This is a genomic window from Nocardia rhamnosiphila NBRC 108938 (genome assembly GCF_000720425.1).
Lineage (GTDB): Bacteria > Actinomycetota > Actinomycetes > Mycobacteriales > Mycobacteriaceae > Nocardia > Nocardia rhamnosiphila.
On sequence record NZ_JOAJ01000001.1, the window covers coordinates 1,434,920 to 1,452,869 of the forward strand.

17 protein-coding genes are annotated in these 17,950 nt (G+C 67.7%); 10 read left to right on the forward strand and 7 right to left on the reverse strand.

Features of this window, described 5'->3' with window-relative positions; translation table 11 throughout:
- Window positions 1-27 precede the first annotated feature (27 nt).
- Window positions 28-945, forward strand: a complete 918-nt coding sequence (locus IG75_RS0106425; RefSeq protein WP_081876660.1) for an alpha/beta hydrolase — start codon at window positions 28-30, stop codon at window positions 943-945.
- A gap of 230 nt (window positions 946-1,175) precedes the next feature.
- Window positions 1,176-2,000: a Mut7-C RNAse domain-containing protein gene (locus tag IG75_RS0106430; protein WP_051714281.1), complete on the forward strand. Its 825-nt coding sequence runs from the start codon at window positions 1,176-1,178 to the stop codon at window positions 1,998-2,000.
- 180 nt (window positions 2,001-2,180) lie between these two features.
- Here the strand turns inward: IG75_RS0106430 and IG75_RS0106435 are convergent, their stop codons facing one another.
- Window positions 2,181-2,489 carry a PepSY domain-containing protein gene (locus tag IG75_RS0106435; RefSeq protein WP_156058667.1) on the reverse strand — a complete coding sequence of 103 codons (309 nt, stop codon included), beginning with the start codon at window positions 2,487-2,489 and terminating at the stop codon, window positions 2,181-2,183.
- A 522-nt stretch (window positions 2,490-3,011) separates the two neighbouring features.
- On the opposite strand from IG75_RS0106435, the gene IG75_RS0106440 reads away from it, so the two are divergent.
- Window positions 3,012-4,385, forward strand: a complete 1,374-nt coding sequence (locus IG75_RS0106440) for an alpha/beta hydrolase-fold protein (protein ID WP_030520233.1) — start codon at window positions 3,012-3,014, stop codon at window positions 4,383-4,385.
- Window positions 4,386-4,592: 207 nt separating this feature from the next.
- Here the strand turns inward: IG75_RS0106440 and IG75_RS0106445 are convergent, their stop codons facing one another.
- On the reverse strand, window positions 4,593-5,195 hold the full coding sequence (locus IG75_RS0106445) for a helix-turn-helix domain-containing protein (protein ID WP_030520234.1): 603 nt from the start codon (window positions 5,193-5,195) through the stop codon (window positions 4,593-4,595).
- A 110-nt stretch (window positions 5,196-5,305) separates the two neighbouring features.
- Between IG75_RS0106445 and IG75_RS0106450 the strand changes: the two genes are divergently transcribed.
- Together IG75_RS0106450 and IG75_RS0106455 are read left to right on the forward strand one after the other, a co-directional pair.
- Complete coding sequence (locus tag IG75_RS0106450) at window positions 5,306-6,322, forward strand: alpha/beta fold hydrolase (RefSeq protein ID WP_030520235.1); 1,017 nt, start codon at window positions 5,306-5,308, stop codon at window positions 6,320-6,322.
- A 206-nt stretch (window positions 6,323-6,528) separates the two neighbouring features.
- Entirely contained in the window at window positions 6,529-7,875 is a 1,347-nt protein-coding gene (locus tag IG75_RS0106455) for a DUF2252 domain-containing protein (protein WP_030520236.1), read from the forward strand.
- A 48-nt stretch (window positions 7,876-7,923) separates the two neighbouring features.
- On the opposite strand, the gene IG75_RS0106460 is transcribed toward IG75_RS0106455, so the two are convergent.
- Complete coding sequence (locus IG75_RS0106460) at window positions 7,924-8,733, reverse strand: IclR family transcriptional regulator (protein ID WP_051714282.1); 810 nt, start codon at window positions 8,731-8,733, stop codon at window positions 7,924-7,926.
- A 63-nt stretch (window positions 8,734-8,796) separates the two neighbouring features.
- Here IG75_RS0106460 and IG75_RS0106465 point away from each other — a divergent pair, with 63 nt between their 5' ends.
- The 5 genes from IG75_RS0106465 to IG75_RS0106485 all read left to right on the forward strand — a co-directional run bounded on the left by IG75_RS0106465 (window position 8,797) and on the right by IG75_RS0106485 (window position 13,281).
- Complete coding sequence (locus IG75_RS0106465; RefSeq protein ID WP_030520238.1) at window positions 8,797-9,954, forward strand: cupin domain-containing protein; 1,158 nt, start codon at window positions 8,797-8,799, stop codon at window positions 9,952-9,954.
- Entirely contained in the window at window positions 9,951-10,781 is an 831-nt protein-coding gene (locus tag IG75_RS0106470; RefSeq protein WP_030520239.1) for a fumarylacetoacetate hydrolase family protein, read from the forward strand. The genes IG75_RS0106465 and IG75_RS0106470 overlap by 4 nt, the downstream gene beginning before the upstream one ends.
- Window positions 10,778-11,404, forward strand: a complete 627-nt coding sequence (locus IG75_RS0106475) for a maleylpyruvate isomerase family mycothiol-dependent enzyme (RefSeq protein WP_030520240.1) — start codon at window positions 10,778-10,780, stop codon at window positions 11,402-11,404. Before IG75_RS0106470 ends, IG75_RS0106475 begins: the two co-directional genes overlap by 4 nt.
- Window positions 11,405-11,416: 12 nt before the next feature.
- Window positions 11,417-12,670 carry an FAD-dependent oxidoreductase gene (locus IG75_RS0106480; protein WP_030520241.1) on the forward strand — a complete coding sequence of 418 codons (1,254 nt, stop codon included), beginning with the start codon at window positions 11,417-11,419 and terminating at the stop codon, window positions 12,668-12,670.
- A gap of 248 nt (window positions 12,671-12,918) precedes the next feature.
- Window positions 12,919-13,281, forward strand: coding sequence for a cupin domain-containing protein (locus IG75_RS0106485; RefSeq protein ID WP_030520242.1), 363 nt, complete (start codon window positions 12,919-12,921; stop codon window positions 13,279-13,281).
- A 23-nt stretch (window positions 13,282-13,304) separates the two neighbouring features.
- Here the strand turns inward: IG75_RS0106485 and IG75_RS0106490 are convergent, their stop codons facing one another.
- From IG75_RS0106490 to IG75_RS0106505, 4 genes are all read right to left on the reverse strand, one after another.
- A complete protein-coding gene (locus tag IG75_RS0106490; RefSeq protein WP_030520243.1) occupies window positions 13,305-14,858 on the reverse strand; it encodes an AMP-binding protein in 1,554 nt (517 codons plus the stop codon).
- A gap of 398 nt (window positions 14,859-15,256) precedes the next feature.
- On the reverse strand, window positions 15,257-16,066 hold the full coding sequence (locus IG75_RS0106495; protein WP_030520244.1) for an ABC transporter ATP-binding protein: 810 nt from the start codon (window positions 16,064-16,066) through the stop codon (window positions 15,257-15,259).
- Entirely contained in the window at window positions 16,059-16,913 is an 855-nt protein-coding gene (locus tag IG75_RS0106500; RefSeq protein WP_030520245.1) for an ABC transporter permease, read from the reverse strand. The genes IG75_RS0106495 and IG75_RS0106500 overlap by 8 nt, the downstream gene beginning before the upstream one ends.
- On the reverse strand, window positions 16,891-17,931 hold the full coding sequence (locus IG75_RS0106505) for an ABC transporter substrate-binding protein (RefSeq protein WP_208641726.1): 1,041 nt from the start codon (window positions 17,929-17,931) through the stop codon (window positions 16,891-16,893). Before IG75_RS0106505 ends, IG75_RS0106500 begins: the two co-directional genes overlap by 23 nt.
- Window positions 17,932-17,950 lie beyond the last annotated feature (19 nt).

The window sequence follows — 17,950 nt, forward strand, 5'->3', positions numbered from 1 at the left end:
CGGAGAGTCGCTGCGGTTGTTGCGTCGATGGTCCTGACCACCTGTGTGGGCGGGGCAGTGGTCAGTGCGGCCCCGATCGGCACTCCGGTGCTGCGGGCCCCGGCGGGTGGATACGAGGAACTCTTCGTACCGTCCGGCATGGGACCGATCAAGGTTCAGGTGCAGTGGGCGGCGCGCGGTGGCAGTGCGGCGCTCTACGTTCTCGACGGCCTTCGCGCACCGGCCGATCACAGTCAGTGGACCAGTGATACCGACGCCCTGCGGCAGTTCGCGGGCGACAATGTCACCCTGGTGTTCCCGGTCGGCGGCCGTTCCAGTTTCTACACCGACTGGTACCGGCCCAGCGGAACCAACGGCCAGGCGGAGACGTACCGGTGGGAGACCTTCCTCACCCGTGAATTGCCCAATTTCCTTGCCGGATACGGCGTATCGCGGACCAACAAGGCCATCGTCGGCGCCTCCATGGGCGGCGGGGCCGCCCTGACATTGGCCGCGTACCACCGCGACCAGTTCAAGTTCGCCGGATCGTTCTCCGGCTTCCTGAACCCGACCTTCCCCCTGTGGAACGAGGCGGTTCGGGCCGCGATGTGGGACGAAGGCCGGTTCAATGTGGACGATATGTGGGGCCCGGTCGGTGACCCGGCCTGGAGCCGCAACGATCCGACCGTGCAGGCCGAACTCCTGCGCGGCCTGCCGATGTACATCTCGACCGGCAACGGCAGCCCCGGGGCACCCGATGTGCCGTTCGGGGTCGGTAACACGGTGAACGCCATGGGGCTGGAAGCAACAGCGGCGGTGGGCACGCAGATCTTCCGCGACAGGGTGGCGGCGCTGGGTATCCCGGCCCGTATCGACGTCGTCGAGGGCACCCACACCTGGCCCTATTGGGGCCGGGCACTCGCCACCGCCCGTCCGATGATCCTGGATGTACTCGGGGCCCACTGACGGTACTCATCAGGCGTCCGGTATTCGGTCGGACGCCTGATGAGGCGTCGCGCTCCCCCGGCTCGACCACGAGCGGACTCCGACGTCCGGCGCTGCACAGGGTCGGCGTCTTCCCCGCACAGCCCCCGCGAACGGCGTCCTCCCGCCGAGAAGCAGAGCCGGAATCCGTGAGTAGACTTCGGGACTGCGCACGGTTTCGAGTGGAGTGGATTCCCGCACGGAGTTCGATCATGGAGACGTACACCGGCAATATCGTCGAAGGACACGACAGCCTCGAGTTACGTGTCTACGCCGAGCTGAACGACTTCCTGCCCCCGCGGTCCCGGTTCTCGGTACTGCAGCGCCCGGTGCGGCCCCATCAGACCGTGAAGGACATCGTCGAGGCGGCCGGTATCCCGCACACCGAAATCGACCTTCTGCTGGTGAACGGGGAATCGGTCGGCTTCGGGCACCATCCGGGCCCGGGCGATCGGCTCGCAGTGTACCCGGTGTTCGAGAGCCTCGATATCGCCGCACTGACCCGGGTGCGCCCGCACCCGCTGCGTGAACCGCGCCTACTCGTCGACGTCAATCTCGGGGGCGCCGCTCGACTGCTCCGGCTGATGGGTCTCGACGTCCGCTGTGAATTCGACGCCGAAGACGCGCGACTCGCCGAGATCGCCAGGAACGACCACCGCATCCTGCTCACCAGGGACCGCGGTCTGCTCGCCCGCCGTATCGTCACCCACGGCCTCTTCGTGCGCGCCGACCTTCCGGTCGATCAGGTGGTGGAGGTGATCGACCGCCTCGACCTCTCCGGCCATCTGACTCCACTCACCCGCTGCCTCCGCTGCGGTGAACCCCTGGCCGGCGTAGCGAAGGCCGACGTGATCGACCGGCTACCTCCCCTCACCCGCCGCTATCACGACACCTTCCGCCGGTGCACCGGCTGCGCCCGGGTCTACTGGGCGGGCGCCCACCAGGACCGCCTCGACGAACTCGTCGCCCGCATCATGTCGAAGGTCCGGCGGACACCTCCACCGGAGGACGCCCGAGTTCCGGGCACCCTTCGGTGATCGACGACTTCCCCGGCCTGCTAACTGCCCCGGCCCCATGGCCGGTGTGCACCGGGCACTACCCGAGCGCCTACGCCGGACCCGTTTTGCGGTCGCCGATTCCGCTCTCGGCGCCACCCGGCGCGGCGTTTCGGCGGCACCATCAGAGCGGTCCGCCGACCGCCGCCGCCCGGACGCGGATCAGTCGTCGTCCGGTTCGACGGACAGCACCGTAGCGGTGCTCGGATCGACCGTCACCTCGTAGCCGGCGCCGTCACGGGTTCGGAGGTCGACCTCCAACTCGGGGGCACCGCTGGACAGGTCGACCTCGACGGACTCGACCGTCGCCCCCATCAGCGCCTGCCGCGCCGCCTCCAGCGACTGCTGGTCCTCGGGCACGGGCTGCGCGGTCGCCGCGGCGGAACCACCCCCGACGAGAATTACCGCGAGCGCCGCGCCTGCCCACAACCGGCGTACCCCGCCGCTGTGGTGACCGATCGTGTACATCAATGAGTCCTCCTCGATATATCGGTAGCCGGATCCGCGATACCGCGGTTACCGCATATTGCGTCGTTTGCGCTGGTAGGAAGTACTGCGCCTGCTGAGTTACCCACTCTGGGGCGGCCTACGCATCTTCCACATCTCGACGTGCACCCCGATCCAGGGGAAGCGGGCGCATACCACGGACCGGGGTGGCCGGTGGCCGGTGGCCGACGATGCGACAGCGGCGGGCGTCGCCTGTCCGAACGCCGGTCCGGACCGAGCCGTGGAACCCGGTCACGGACCGAGCCCGGCACTACGTTGGCGCCGCTGCCCGGGACGGCTTTCGCTGTCTTACCGACAGATGCGCGATATCCCGATGCCTGGAGTGTTTGCAGTCACACCGAGTAACGTTCCGTTCATCGCCGAACTCGCCGCCGAATCTCGCCGTCCGGCAACGTTTCCGCTGAACAACAAGTTCTTGTGAACTACTGGACAACGAATTACCCACGTTGGACACTAGAGCAATCGGCTATTGAAGGGGTGATTCAAATGGTCAGAACACACACCGTTGTCGCAGGGGAAACGTTGCCGGCCTTGGCATTGCGCTTCTACGGCGACGCAGGACTACACCGGCTGATCGCCACCGCCGGCGCGATCACCGACCCCGACACCATCGATGTCGGCCAACAATTGATCATCCCCGACTACACCAGGTACGAGGTTGCCGCCGGGGATACGTTGGCGGCGCTGGCTTTACGCTTCTACGGCGACGCAGGACTACACCGGCTGATCGCCGGCGCCAGCGATCTCACCGACCCCGACACCATCGAAGCGGGACAACAGCTGATCGTTCCCGACCTGACGAGATACAAGGTCCTCGCCGGAGACACGGTCTCGGAGTTGGCGTCACGCTTCTACGGCGACGCCGCGTTTTCCCCACTCATCGCCACCGTCAACGGTCTTGACGATCCCGAGGTCATCGGCGCCGGAGAGATCCTGGTGATATTCGTCGGGCGCAGCGACGGATTCGGACTCACGATCGTGGACCGCAACGAGAGCGACCCGCGTATGTGGTACTACCGATTCCAGACCAGCGCGATCGGCTGGAACCCCGGGGTCAACGTCCTGCTCCCCGACGACTACCTGACCAGTGGACGCACCTATCCCGTCCTCTACCTCTTGCATGGCGGCGGCGAGGACTTCCGTCAGTTCGACTTCCTGGGTATCCGCGAACTGACCGCCGGAAAGCCGATCATCGTCGTGATGCCCGACGGCGGGCGCGCGGGCTGGTATTCCAACCCGGTCAGCTCGTTCGTCGGCCCGCGCAACTGGGAGACGTTCCACATCGCCCAGCTGCTGCCCTGGATCGAGGCGAATTTCCGCACCTATGCCGAGTACGACGGCCGTGCGGTCGCCGGGTTCTCGATGGGTGGCTTCGGCGCGTTGAAGTACACCGCGAAGTACTACGGCCACTTCGCCTCGGTCAGCAGCCATTCCGGCCCGGCGAGTTTGCGTCGCGATTTCGGGCTGGTCGTCCATTGGGCGAACCTGTCGTCGGCGACCGTGGAATTGGGCGGCGGCACGGTCTACGGCGCGCCGTTCTGGAATCAGGCCAGGGTCAGCGCCGACAACCCGGTCGAGCGGATCGAAAGCTACCGGAACAAGCGGATCTTCCTGGTCGCCGGCACCAGTCCTGACCCGGTCAACTGGTTCGACAGCGTGAACGAGACCCAGGTGCTCGCCGGCCAGCGGGAGTTCCGCGCACGCCTCACCGACGTCGGCATCCCGCACGAATGGCACGAGGTCTCCGGCAGTCACGTCTTCCGGCCCGAGATGTTCACCATCGACCTCGACGGCATCCTCGCGCGGCTGCGACCGGCGGCTGCCGTGTCATCCTCCAGTGCGATGCCGGGGGCTGCGTGAACAGCGGTGACACGCGACGGAGGATGCCCTCGAAAGGTACGGAAAGAAAGCGGCGGCGACCCGTGCTCACCCTCGAGATCCGGGTCGCGTATCGGACCAGCGCCAGGGAGGCATGCTGCTACCGGCGCCATGTCGATGGCGGGATCGCTTCGAGCCGTTCGGTGTCGCAGGCACCTATCGCGTAGACCACGTCCACCTCGAAACCGATCAGCGGCCCGCGCCCGACTCCGGCCGATATCTGCCCGGGTGCACATGCGCACGCATTCCCTGCGGGCCGAACAGGATGAGTAGTTCGACCACGCCACCGTCGGCGCTGCCCAGCCAGTGCGGCAGGGAGGTGTCGAATTCGGCGGCCTCACCGGGCGGCAGGGTCAGGTCGCGCTCACCCAGCACCAGCCGCAGGCGACCGTTGAGCACGTACAACCATTCGAAGCCGGCGTGGGTCTGCGGCGTCGGATCCTGTGGTTTCGGCTGCGCGGGAATGATCATTTTGAACGCCTGCACCCCGCCCGGCCGCCGGGACAACGGAATGAACATCATTCCGTACCGCCGGATCGGCTTCAGGTGGATCCGGGGGTCACCGGTGCGCGGGGCACCGACCAGGTCGTCCAACGGAACGTCGTAGGTGCGCGCCAGCGGCAGTAGTAATTCCAGGGTCGCCCGGCGTCGGCCGCTTTCCAGCCGGGACAGGGTGCTCTCCGACACCCCGGTGGTCGCCGCGAGCTCGGCGAGGGTGATGCCGCGGTCGCGGCGCAGCGCACGCAGCCGGGGCCCCACCGCATCGAGCACATCGCCTGTTTCGTGGTCCACGTGGCCATCTTGCCGGAACGGCAAGATTTCGTGTCAGGACGACAGCGAGTCGGTGAGGCTGAAGGCGTTCCGGCGCAGACCGGCTCCCCGACCACCAGGACACCGATGCCATGATCACCTCAGCACACCGCCTACTCCTGCCCGCGCGCACGGTAGCGGCCCTCACACTCACGCTCCTGCTCACCGCCGGCACCGCCGCCTGCGCCACGACCACCGCTGCCGAGGTCCCCCGGTACGCCGCCGCCACCCGGGGCGACCCCGAGTTCACGCAGACCTTCCGGCACGAATTCGCCGATATCGACGGCGTCCGCATGCACTACGTGACGGGAGGCAGCGGCACACCGGTAGTGCTGATCCACGGATGGCCGCAGACCTGGTACGGCTGGTGGGAGATCATGCCCGAACTCGCCGAGCACCACACCGTCTACGCCGTCGACCTCACCGGGCTGGGCGACAGCACCGGCTCCCCGGCCGACTACAGCAAAGCCACCCTGGCGCGCTATATCCACACGCTGATCGCCGATCGGCTCGGAATCCGTGACGCCCGGGTCGTCGGACACGATTTCGGTGCGGCGGTGGCGTTCCAGTACGCCGGCCAGTTCCCGGCCGATACCGCCCGCCTCGCCTACCTCGAGCTGCCCCTGCCGGGGCCCGCGATCGACGCGTCCACCTACCGTTCGATGAGCTGGCATATCGCCTTCCATTCCCAGCGCCGGATCCCGGAGGCCGTCGTCGGCGACGACGTCCGGGAATACCTGGCGCTGTTCTACCCGCAGGTCTCGTTCGGGGGGACGGCCTTCGGCGGCACCGCGGACCGCTCCCCGTTCACCGATGCCGAAATCGACGAATACGCACGGACGTACAGCCGACCCGAGGCCCTGACCGGTGGTTTCGAGCTGTACCGCGCTCTCGACCAAGATGTCCGCGATACCGGCGCGGTACCGCCGACACAGGTGCCGACCCTGCTCATGACCGCCCAGGGACAACTCGACCCGGTCCGAGCCACCGTCACGCCCTCTCTGAGCAATATCGTGCGCGCGGTGGATGTGCCGAACGCAGGGCACTGGCTCGTCGAGGAGAACCCCCGCTTCGTCACCGCGGAACTGCTGCGCTTCCTCCACCGCTGACCTCACATTCGTGTTCTGCCCGATCATGCCGGTGGCTGCGGCGATCGGTCCGTCGGCGGGGTCGAGGGCATTACCGGTCCACCGGCCGATTGCCGGAGTCGAGCGCGGTGGAAGGGGTTCTGGCACGATCGGATCCATCGCCGCCCTGGCGCCGAGCCGGGGCGGCAACACCAGCACGACGAGAGGACCGGCCCGGAATCGTGGGTATGGACAACAGGTTCAGCGAGCACACCGCACACGACCGCAAGGCCGAGATCGTCGACGTCTTCACCGACGCCTTCGGCGAGATGATCGCCGCCGACCCGGACGCGTTCCGTAAGAAATTCCGCAAGATGGCGGATAACCCGTTCGCCTTCTACCGCGGGTCCGCCTGCCTGTTCTACAACGATATGGCCGCCACCGAGGATCGGTGGGCCGACGAGCGCACCGGCCGGATCTGGATCCAGGCCGATCTGCATGCGGAGAATTTCGGCACCTATATGGATTCCGCCGGACAATTCGTCTTCGACGTCAACGATTTCGACGAAGCGTATCTCGGCGCGTTCACCTGGGATATCAAACGTTTCTGTGCCAGCGTCGCGCTGCTGGCCCGCCGCAAGGCCGTCTCCGATGCCGATATCGAGGCATTGACAGCGACATATGTGCGCTCCTATGTGCGCATGGTGCGCGCCTTTCACGACGGCACCCAGAACGAGCAGGATTTCAAACTGCATCTGCGGAACACCACGGGCCCCGTGCACGATGTGTTGCTCGACGCCCGGATGAACACCCGCACTGCGCTGTTGGCGAGCACCACGATGGTCGAGAACTACGAACGCCGATTCCGGCCGGGCAAGGATGTCCGCTGTGTGGAGGAGGAGGAACGCACCCTGGTACTGGATGCCTTCACCCGATACCTCGAGACGATCCCGGAGCACAAGCGGTTCCGGAGCATCACCTACCAGGTGAAAGATATCGTCGGTCGCAAAGGATTCGGGATCGGGTCCGCGGGGCTGCCCGCGTACAACATCCTCGTGGAGGGGCAGACCGAGGCGCTGGAGAACGATGTGATCCTGTCCATGAAACAGGGGAATATCGCCGCGCCCAGCCGGATCGTGCAAGACGAGCGGATCCGGGACTATTTCCGGCACCACGGGCACCGCACCGCAGTGTCCCAGCGCGCCCTCCAGGCCCACGCCGACCCCTGGCTCGGCTACACCGAGATCGGCGGGGACGGCTATATCGTCTCCGAACTCTCCCCTTACGTGAGCGATCTCGACTGGTCCGATCTCACCGAGCCGGAGGAGATGCAGCCGGTGATCGAATACCTCGGCCAGGCAACCGCGGGTATGCATTGTGTCTCCGACGCCGACTCCGATCAGACACTGGTCGATTTCCAGAGCGAGGAGGCGATCATGGCGGCCATCGGCTCCGACGAGAACGAATTCGTGTGCGATATGGTGGATTTCGGCCAGTCCTACGCTCTTCGCACGCGCACCGACCACGAGCTTTTCGTCGATGCATTCCGTAACGGCGAGATCCCCGGACTGGAGCGATCGACACCGATCCTCTGACAACCCCCGCGGTGACGAGTGCGGGGCCGACTGCGGAGTCGGCCTCGCCTACTCGTGCCGCCCGGGCTCCGGCGCCGCACCTCGATCGGCGCCGCGGCTCGCTTCGATTCCACCGGCGGCCCGGTGCAGGGTGGCGACCAGGGTCGGCAGCTGATTCGGGAGGTAGCGGACCGAGGGCATTGATACCGACAGGCCCGCCAGCGCGGTCCCGTCCGCGTCCCGCACCGGGACCCCGACCGCGACCACTCCGCGCTCCGAGAGCCCGTCGTTCAACGCGAACCCCGCCCGGCGCACTGTGGCGAGCTGGGTGCGCAGACTCGGCAGGTCCGGCCGTTCGTCAGGACGCTCCGTATATCGTGCCTTGTCGTAGAGCTCGTCCAACTCGGCCGGGTCGAGTTCCGCGAGCAGGACTAGGCCGGCGGTGGTGCGATGGGCCGGGAACACCATCCCCTCCCGGGACCCCACTCGCAGCGCCTGCCGGCATTCCACACTGGCGATGAACCGCGCCGTATCCCCGGCTCGGATCGTCAGGTTCGCCGACTCCCCCACCAGATCGACCAGCCGTTGCAGATGCGGCAGCGCGGCCGCCCGGAGCCGCGAGGTCCGCGACTGCGAGTGCGTGGCCAGCTCGAGCACCGGGCCCGGGTGGTAGACCCGCTGCTCGTCCTGCACCGCGAAATCCCGGTACACCAGCGTCTGCAACAACCGATGCGCTGTCGACCGCGCCACCCCGAGCCGTTCGGCGACCCGGCTGACCGTCAGCCCGCCCTCCAGCTGCAGCATCACCGCTGCCCGTAGCGCGTGGTCCGCGCTGGTGACGACGTAGGCCGGTGGCGTCTTCGGTTCCGTGTTGCCCATCTTCCTGTTCTGCTCTCCAGAATTACCTGTTCTGCTGACTCGGCAAGGGCCACTGTAGGCGATATGAGCACCACTGACACCCCCGTCCGTCTGCGGGCGGTCGCGGCGCCGGACCAGCCGGACGTCACCCCCGCCCTCGAGGAGCTGTACCGCGGCTTCGAGCAGGAGCTTCTGGTCCCGCTGTGGACCGAGATCGGTGATCTGATGCCGGCGCATCCGCGGTCGCGGGCGGTGCCGCATCTGTGGCGGTGGGAGAATCTGCTGCGGCTGGCGGCGCGGGCGGGCGATATCGTGCCGGTCGGCCGCGGTGGTGAGCGGCGAGCGATCGCGCTGGCGAATCCGGCCCTCGGTGGGCGCCCGTTCGCGACGCCGACATTGTGGGCGGCGATCCAGTATCTGATGCCGGGAGAGGATGCTCCGGAGCACCGGCATACTCAGCACGCCTTCCGGTTCGTGGTGGAGGGGTCGGGAGTATGGACCGTGGTGGGTGGTACCGGGGACACGGCCACCGGCGACGCGGTGCCGATGCGGCGGGGTGACTTCCTGCCGCAGGCCGGGTGGAACCGGCACGCGCACCACAACGCCACCTCGGAGCCGATGGCCTGGATCGACGGGCTGGACATCCCGTTCCAGTACCTCGTGGAATCGCAGTTCTTCGAATTCGGCCGCGCGGAGATCAGCGACGCGGAGCGAATCACGCCGGAGCGGTCGCGGTCGGAGCGGTTGTGGGGACATCCGGGGCTGCGGCCGCTGTCGGTGGGTGCGGTGGCGCCGGGGTCCCCGCTGCTGGCCTACAAGTGGGAGCACACGGATGCCGCGTTGAATGATCAGCTGCTGTTGGAGAAGGAGGGATACGGCGGGACCGTCGAACCCGGGCACGCGGCGGTGCGGTTCTCGAATCCGCACGACGGCACCGATGTGCTGCCGACCATGCGGGCGGAATTCCACCGGGTCACCCGGGGTTCGGAAACCGCGCCGGTCCGGGAGACCGGGTCGTCGGTGTATCAAGTGTTCGACGGGTCCGGCACGGTGACCGTGCGAGACAAAAGCTGGTCGGTCACCCGCGGTGACCTGTTCGTCGTCCCCTCGTGGGAACCCTTCTCCGCCAAATCGGAAGCCGGTGGCACCGATTCCGATTCCGGCGCCCTGGACCTTTTCCGTTTCTCGGATGCGCCCGTTTTCGAGGCGCTCCGGCTCGACCGTCAGGAGATCACCCGATGAAACTCGCCACCCTTCGCGTCGACGGCGGCACCCGCGCGGTGCGCCTCGACGGTGACACGCTCGTCGACCTGGGTCACGACGACCTCGGCGCGCTGTTCGCCCGGGACGACTGGGCCACGATCGCGGCCGAGGCCACCGGGCGGACCTGGCCGGCGGCCGGTGCGGATTTCGCCGCGGTGGTACCGAACCCGTCGAAGGTGGTCTGCGTCGGGCACAACTACACCAACCACATCAAGGAGATGGGGCGCGACCTTCCCAGCTACCCCACGCTTTTCCCGAAGTTCGCCGACAGCCTCATCGGGCCGAACGATCCGATCGTGAAACCGCCCGAGACCGATGCGCTGGACTGGGAGGTCGAGCTGGTGGTGGTCGTGGGCAAGCCCGTGCGGCGGGCCACCGAGACCGAAGCCGCGGACGCCATCGCGGGGTTCACCGTGATGAACGATGTGTCGGTGCGGGACTGGCAGTTCCGCACGATCGAATGGACGCAGGGCAAGATCTGGGATTCCTCCACCCCGGTCGGACCCTATGTCGTCACCCCGGACGAGGTCGGCGGGGTACGGCCGGCGCTCGAGGTGGAGACGCTGGTCGACGGGCAGGTCATGCAGCACGATGACACCGGGACGCTGCTGTTCGACCCGGTGCACCTGGTGCAGTACGTGTCGACGGTGATCCGGCTGAACCCGGGCGATCTGATCGCCACCGGGACACCGGCCGGGGTCGGTCACGCCCGGGACCCGAAGGTGTATCTGGTCGGCGGGGAAACCGTGGTGACCCGGATCGCCGGGCTGGGGGCGTGCACGAACAAGGTCGTGAAGGCCTCATGACCGGGCGGACCCACGCCGCCTCGCTGAAGTGGGCCGAGCACGGGACGGGGCTGTTCCTCACGCAGACCGCCCTGCTCGACGACGAGTCGATGTCGGCCCCGAGCGGCCTGCCCGGGTGGACGCGTAAACATCTGGTGGCGCATGTCGCGGCCAATGCCGACGCGCTCGGCAATCTGGTGCACTGGGCCCGCACCGGCGAACACACCCCGATGTATTCCTCGCCCGACCAGCGCAATGCCGATATCGAATCGGGCGCCGCACTGGCCGCGAGCGAGCTGACCAACTGGCTGAACAAGGCGGTGCGCAAACTGTCCGTCGCGATGGAGGCGCTGCACGGCGACGACTGGCACAACGAGGTCGTCACCGCGCAGGGGCGGACCGTCCCGGCCACGGAGATCCCGTGGCTGCGGGCGCGCGAGGTGTGTGTCCATGCCGTCGATCTCGGCACGGGCACCACCTTCGCCGACCTTCCCGACGAATTCCTGTCCGCACTCGTCACCGATATCCGAGACAAACGCGGACTCGACGAAATCCCCGACGGTCCGCTACCCGAGGTCGCCGCCTACCTCGCCGGTCGTCCCCATTCCCTCGCCGGCGTCCCCGACCTCGGCCCCTGGTTGTAGAGGAGGCTCATCGTGAGCACCCCTGACGTCGTCATCGTCGGCGGCGGCATCGGCGGGCTGAGTACCGCTTTCGCACTGTCCCGGCTCGGCCTGCGGGTGCGGGTCCTGGAGCAGGCGAAACAGTTCGGTGAGGTCGGGGCGGGTATTCAACTCGCGCCCAACTGCACCCGCATTCTCGAGGACTACGGTCTGCTGGACGAGGTAAAAGCCCGCGGGGTCGTGCCCGACCGGATGGTGATGCGGGACGCGGTCGACGGAAGCGAACTGACCTCGCTCGACCTGCGCGATCTGGAGCGCGAGTACGGCTTCCCGTATCTGGTCATCCACCGCAGTGATCTGCACGCGCTGTTCCTGGAGGCGTGCCGGGAGGCAGGTGTCGAACTGCTCACCGAACAGCGCGTCGTCTCCTACACGCAGGACGCTGGAAAAGCCGGTGCGGCCACGCAGGCCGGCGCGGTCCACGAGGCGAATATCGTGATCGCGGCCGACGGGTTGCATTCCGTCGCGCGCACACTGTTCACCGACGACCGTCCGGTGTCCTCGGCCTATGTCGCCTACCGCGGTACCGTGCCGATCGCGGAGGTGGACCGGCCGGTGGACCTCTCCGAAGTGGTCGTCTACGTCGGTCCCCGCTGCCATTTCGTCCACTACGGGCTGCGGGGCGGCGATCTGCTCAACCAGGTGGCGGTGTTCGAATCCCCGAAGGCCGTGGCCGGGCTCGACGACTGGGGCACTCCTGACGAACTCGATACCGCCTTCGCCGCGACCTGCGATTTCGTCCAGGATCGGCTACCGCATATGTGGCGGGACAAATGGTGGCGGATGTACGACCGCGACCCGATCGGCACCTGGGTCGACGGACGGATCGCGTTACTCGGCGACGCCGCCCACCCGCCGCTGCAGTACATGGCGCAGGGCGCGATCATGGCGATCGAGGACGGGTGGGTGCTCGCCGAACACGTCCGGCGCCTGCGGGACGCCGACGGGGTCGTCGACTGGGCGGGGGCGCTCGCGGCGTACGAGGCGGTCCGGCCGGAACACTGCCGCCGGGTGGTGCTGACGGCCCGGGTGTGGGGTGAACTCTGGCATCTCGACGGGATCCGGCGCGCGCAGCGCAATGTGCTGCTGCGGGAGCGCGCGGTCGGCGACTACTCGTTCACCGACTGGGTCTACGGTCCGACAGCACTGTTCCCCGCGGACGAACCCCCGATGTTCGAGCCGATACCGCTCGCCTCGGCCGACCGGGTGAGTGCCGGCCCCGCGTAGTCGCCCGGTGCCGGAAGCACCGACAGGTCCGGCCCGCGAACCGATCCGCCGACGGGCGTCCTCCACCACCGCGCCTCCGGCTCTGACGGCTGTGGCGGCCCGCTGCCTTGCCGCCGCCACAGCCACGCCGGTAAAATGTGATGCCTATCACACCAACGGCTCGGCTGTATCGATATCGGCAGCCCCGGGCTCGCAGGAGAAATCCGACCCATCCGGAACGGGGATTCGTAGTACCGAGGAGAACGATTATGTCCGGTCTGGTACGCAAGAACTTCGATTCACCCGAGGAAACCCGTCCATTCGAGGCAGGCAAGGGCAAGATGGACCTGGTCAACCTCGACGCCGGCCCCGTGGGCCGGGCGGTCTTCGAACCAGGCTGGCGCTGGTCGGAACATGTCCGGCCGATCGCCGGGACCGACAGTTGCCAGGCACCCCATACGGGCTATTGCGTCTCGGGGCACCTCGCTGTGGTCATGGACGACGGTGAGAAGCAGGAATACGGCCCCGGCGACTTCATGATCGTCCCGCCCGGACACGATGCCTGGACCGTCGGCGACGAACCCTGCGTCATGATCGACTGGCAGGGGGTCGCGGATTACGCCAAGCGGTGAGGTTCTCGCACGCCCGAGGGATATCAGTTGACCTGGCGACCGCGGCCGCTCCAGTACGGTGCGCGCAATTTGAACTTCTGTAGTTTGCCGGTCGCGGTCCGGGCCAGCTCGTTCCGGAACTCGACCGAGGTCGGCGCCTTGTAGCCGGCCAGCCGCTGTTTGCACCAGGCGATCAGTTCGGCCTCGGTCGAATTGCTCGCTTCGGCGTCCGGGGTCAGCACGACCAGCGCCTTGATCGTCTCGCCCCATTTCTCGCTCGGTACCGCGATCACCGCCACCTCGGCGACGGCGGGATGGGAGAACAGGCAGTCCTCGACTTCGATCGAGGACACGTTCTCGCCGCCGGTGATGATCACGTCCTTTTTGCGGTCGGCGATGGTCAGGTAGCCGTCGTCACCGAGGGCGCCGCCGTCGCCGGTGTGGAACCATCCGTCGGCCAGCGCCGCCGCGCTCTCCTCGGGGCGGTCCCAGTAACCCTCCATCACCACATTGGACCGGGCCAGAACCTCTCCCGAACCCTCCTCGGGTTCTTCGGCCCGCAACCGGACGCCCAGGGCCGGGGCACCGGCGCGGGTCAGCTTCGCGGCCCTGGTCTCGGGATCGAGGTCGTCCCATTCCGCACGGGCGCGGTTGACGGTCAGCAGCGGTGAGGTTTCGGTCAGGCCGTAGATCTGGATGAACTCCCAGCCGAGTTCCTCTTCGACGCGGGCGACGGTTTTCGTCGGCGGCGGTGCCCCGGCCATGATGATCCGCACGCGGTCGCGTCCGGGGATCTCGCCCTCCCAGGTCTGCGCGGCGTCGAGCACCGCGGCGGCGACCGCTGGCGCCGCGCACATCACCGTGACGCCGTGGTCGCGCACCCGGCGCAGGATCTCGGCGCCGTCGATCTTGCGCAGGACGATGTGCCGGGCGCCGACTCCGGTCATCGCGAACGGCATGCCCCAGCCGTTCGCGTGGAACATCGGCAGGGTGTGCAGATATACGTCACGGTCACTGATCGTGGCGTGCAGGCCGAAGGTGACGGCATTGACCCAGATACTGCGATGGGTGATCTGCACGCCCTTCGGGCGGGCGGTGGTGCCCGAGGTGTAGTTGATGGTGGCGGTGGCGGATTCATCGGGTTCCCATGGCCGCGGTACCGCCCCCGGCGCGGCGTAGAGATCGGTATCGGCGCCCAGTACGAACTTGTGCTCGCAGTCGACCTCGCCGAGCGAGTCCGCGAGTTCCGGGTCCACGTACAGGGCGCGGGCCCCGGAATTCTCGACGATATAGCGCACCTCGTCGGGGCGCAGGCGGAAGTTGATCGGGACCAGCACCCGGCCCCAGCCGCTCACTCCGAAGAACGAGGTCAGCAGCCGACTCGAATTATGGCTGACCAGCGCCACCCGGTCCCCGGCCCCGATACCCAGTTCGTCGAGGCGGGCCGCCTGTCTGCGGGCGAGGTCGGCGACCCCGGAGTAGGTCAGCGAACCCTGGCCGGGCGCGGGCTGGGCGGGTTCGTCGACGATACCGATCCGGTCGCCGTACACGGTTTCGGCGCGATCGAGGAAATCGGAGACACTGAACGGGACGAACATGGCCCTCCTACGGATGCTGCGTGCGCCGGGAGGCGATTCTGCGGACCTTCCGGCGGTCCGACGATTGTCTCGCTGAACCGGTCACCGCGGGCCGGAATTCTTACGGCGGTCCACTGCACGGTGGCAATCCCCCGGTTCCTTTCCCGGCGATCGCCCCGGGCAACTTCCGTCGGACGGGTCCGATGCTGGAGTTGCCGCCGCGGGCAAATCACTCGTGCTGGGGGACGACGCCCTCCGCGAACGCACCGGTCATCACGATTCGGCCCGTTCCTCGTGCACGCCCGGCACGAACCACACCGACGAAGCGCCGCACACCGACCACCGGGCTCCAGCCGCCCTCAGGAGGCCGGTGAGCCGGGCGTCGTGGAACGCCCGGCCGACGAATTCCCAGGGTGAGCTCAGTGGTCTCGTTGAGCGAGCGCGTGACGCGCTTCCTCGTGGAGCACATCGAGCAGGTCCTGCTCCAGCGCGACGAACTCCGGTGTCGTGATCATCGACAGCTCGCGTGGCCGCGGCAGATCGACGCGCACCTCTCGGCGTACGGTGGCCGGGCGCGCCGACAGGACGATCACGCGATCGGACAGGTACACCGCTTCCCGGATGTCGTGGGTGATCATCAGGACCATCCACCGGTACCGCTGCCAGACATCCTGGAGCCACGACTGCATCTCGGTGCGGGTCAGCGAGTCCAGTGCGCCGAACGGCTCGTCCAGCAGCAGCAGTTCGCGCCCCTGGACCACGGTCCGCAGCAGGGCCGCCCGCTGCCGCATTCCGCCGGAGAGCTGGGACGGCCGGGCGTCCTCGAATCCGGACAACCCGAAGACCGGGAACAGTTCGCGGGCCCGGCGCCGGGCCTCCGGTTTCGGGACACCGTGCACCTGGAGGCCGAGGACGGTGTTGTCCAGGACTGTGCGCCACGGGAACAGCAGATCCTTCTGCGGCATATAGGCGCAGTGCGGTGCCGTCGGTTCCCCGTCGCTCGCGCCGAAGCGGATACTGCCCGAGTCCGGGGTCTCCAGGCCGGCCAGCATAGTGAACACGGTGCTCTTACCGCAGCCGCTCGGGCCGATGACGGAGACGAACTCACCCGGTTGCGCGGTGAACGACACACCGCCGAGGACCTGCCGGTCGGGGCGGTGCCGGCCGGGCCGCGGAAACGATTTGGTGAGGCCGTCGACGACGATCCGGTGCCCGCGCGCGTCAGTCATGCCGACTCCTGTTCTCCGCGCGGGACCACGGTGCGACGAGCCGTTCGATCACAAAGGTCAGTAGGTACAGCGCGATACTGAGCAGCGCGGTCACCAGTACCGCCGCCAGCACCAGGTCGGTGCGGAAGGAGTTCTTCTGCAGACTCATATAGATGCCGAGGCCCTCGCTGGCACCGACGTATTCGGCGAAGACCGCGCCGACGACCGCATAGGTGATCCCGATCCGCAATGCGGTGAAGAATCGCGGCACCGCGGACGGCAACCGCACGTAACGGAACACCTGCACACGGGACGCCCCCATACTGCGCAGCAACGCGCCCGCCTCGCGGTCGGCCGCGGCGAATCCCTCGATCAGCCCGATCGCCATCGGGAAGAAGGTGACGAGTGCGACGACGAGCACTTTCGGGAGCAGCCCGAAACCGAACCAGATGATCATCAACGGTGCTATCGCGATGATCGGCAGCGTCTGGGAGGCGACGAACAACGGCACGAACGCGCGCCGCAGCCAGGGCGAGAAGTCGACCACCACGGCCAGCAGCCAGGCCAGGCACAGCGATACCGCGAAGCCGGCCAGTGTCACCTGGAGGGTGGCGGCGGCATGGACCCCGATCTCGTCGCGGTGCGCCCACCCCTGCGCCACGACCCGCACCGGGGACGGCAACAGTTGCGGACGGATACCGCTGACCTCGACATAGACCTGCCACGACACGACGAGTAGCGCCACCGTCACGACGGACGGTAGTGCCCAGCGGATCCCGGCCGATCGGCCCGGCACGGTCCGGGCGGCCGGATTCGTCCCGGGCGGGGCCTCTCGCTCGGAGTCGTCAGGGGGCGGTGAGGTAATCATTGGTGAAGTAGGTCGACCAGTCCGGTTCCTCCGTCAGCGGGGCGCCGTCGGGACCGGTCAGCAGACCCTTCTCGTACAGGAAACCGGAATTCGCGGCCCACTGCTCGCGGGTCTGGGCGCCCACCCGGCCGTCGGGGCCCTTCATGAATTGCTCGGCCAGCATCCGCTGACTCTCCAGGACCAGGCCCTCGTCGTTGAACGCGCCGGGGTTGGCGGCGAGAAGGTCCGCAGCGGCGGCGTCCGGGTCGTCCGCGGCGACCTGATAACCGCGCTGCAGGGCCTGCACGAACTTTCGCGCGCGGTCGGGGTTTGCGGCCAGCCAGTCCTGGTTGGCGTCGACCACGATGGCGTACGCGTCCGGGAAACCGAAGTCGGTGTAGCGGAAGTACCGCATCGGGGTGCCGTGGTGCTCGGCTTCGATGCCCTCCCAGCCGAGGTAGGAGACGGTGAAGTCGGCTCGGCCCGAGTAGACGGCCTCGTACGCCGAGGTGCCCAGGGTGACGGTGGTGAATTCGCCGCGGCCGCCGTCGTTGCGGATCACCTGCTGGAGCGCTTCCACCTCACCGGGGTCGCCGAAACCGGCATAGGTTTTGCCGTCCAGGTCCTTCGGGCGGGTGATATCGGTGCGGTCGGCCTTCACCCCGATCCCCGTCGCCCAGTGTTGCAGCGGTGCGAGCACGGACAGCGTATGCGCCCCCGACGCCCGCGCGAACGTCGACGAATTATGGGTGCTGATACCGAATTCGGCGTTACCGGCGTCGATGACCGTATCGACCGCGGTGTTGTTGTACGGCAGGATCTGCACATCCAGGCCGGCGTCGGCGAAGTAGCCGCGCTGCTGCGCGACGAACAGCCCAGTGTGGTTGGTGTTCGGCGTCCAGTCCAGGGCGAAACGGATGGTCTCGCCGTCGCTGGACCCCGCGGTGCAGGCGGTGAGCGCGGACAGCGCCGCCACGGTGGCGACCGCGACCGCGAGGACGCGGCGCAGGCGGCCGCTCATGCGGTGTCGATCGAGCATGAGCGAGGGCCCTCCGTGG

What these genes read in the sequence shown, in the direction of transcription:
- IG75_RS0106425 (WP_081876660.1), top strand. Translation starts at nt 28, where the DNA reads ATGGTCCTGACCACCTGTGTGGGCGGGGCAGTGGTCAGTGCGGCCCCG.
- IG75_RS0106430 (WP_051714281.1), top strand. Translation starts at nt 1,176, where the DNA reads ATGGAGACGTACACCGGCAATATCGTCGAAGGACACGACAGCCTCGAG.
- IG75_RS0106440 (WP_030520233.1), top strand. Translation starts at nt 3,012, where the DNA reads ATGGTCAGAACACACACCGTTGTCGCAGGGGAAACGTTGCCGGCCTTG.
- IG75_RS0106450 (WP_030520235.1), top strand. Translation starts at nt 5,306, where the DNA reads ATGATCACCTCAGCACACCGCCTACTCCTGCCCGCGCGCACGGTAGCG.
- IG75_RS0106455 (WP_030520236.1), top strand. Translation starts at nt 6,529, where the DNA reads ATGGACAACAGGTTCAGCGAGCACACCGCACACGACCGCAAGGCCGAG.
- IG75_RS0106460 (WP_051714282.1), bottom strand. Translation starts at nt 8,733, where the DNA reads ATGGGCAACACGGAACCGAAGACGCCACCGGCCTACGTCGTCACCAGC.
- IG75_RS0106465 (WP_030520238.1), top strand. Translation starts at nt 8,797, where the DNA reads ATGAGCACCACTGACACCCCCGTCCGTCTGCGGGCGGTCGCGGCGCCG.
- IG75_RS0106470 (WP_030520239.1), top strand. Translation starts at nt 9,951, where the DNA reads ATGAAACTCGCCACCCTTCGCGTCGACGGCGGCACCCGCGCGGTGCGC.
- IG75_RS0106475 (WP_030520240.1), top strand. Translation starts at nt 10,778, where the DNA reads ATGACCGGGCGGACCCACGCCGCCTCGCTGAAGTGGGCCGAGCACGGG.
- IG75_RS0106485 (WP_030520242.1), top strand. Translation starts at nt 12,919, where the DNA reads ATGTCCGGTCTGGTACGCAAGAACTTCGATTCACCCGAGGAAACCCGT.
- IG75_RS0106490 (WP_030520243.1), bottom strand. Translation starts at nt 14,858, where the DNA reads ATGTTCGTCCCGTTCAGTGTCTCCGATTTCCTCGATCGCGCCGAAACC.
- IG75_RS0106495 (WP_030520244.1), bottom strand. Translation starts at nt 16,066, where the DNA reads ATGACTGACGCGCGCGGGCACCGGATCGTCGTCGACGGCCTCACCAAA.
- IG75_RS0106500 (WP_030520245.1), bottom strand. Translation starts at nt 16,913, where the DNA reads ATGATTACCTCACCGCCCCCTGACGACTCCGAGCGAGAGGCCCCGCCC.
- IG75_RS0106505 (WP_208641726.1), bottom strand. Translation starts at nt 17,931, where the DNA reads ATGCTCGATCGACACCGCATGAGCGGCCGCCTGCGCCGCGTCCTCGCG.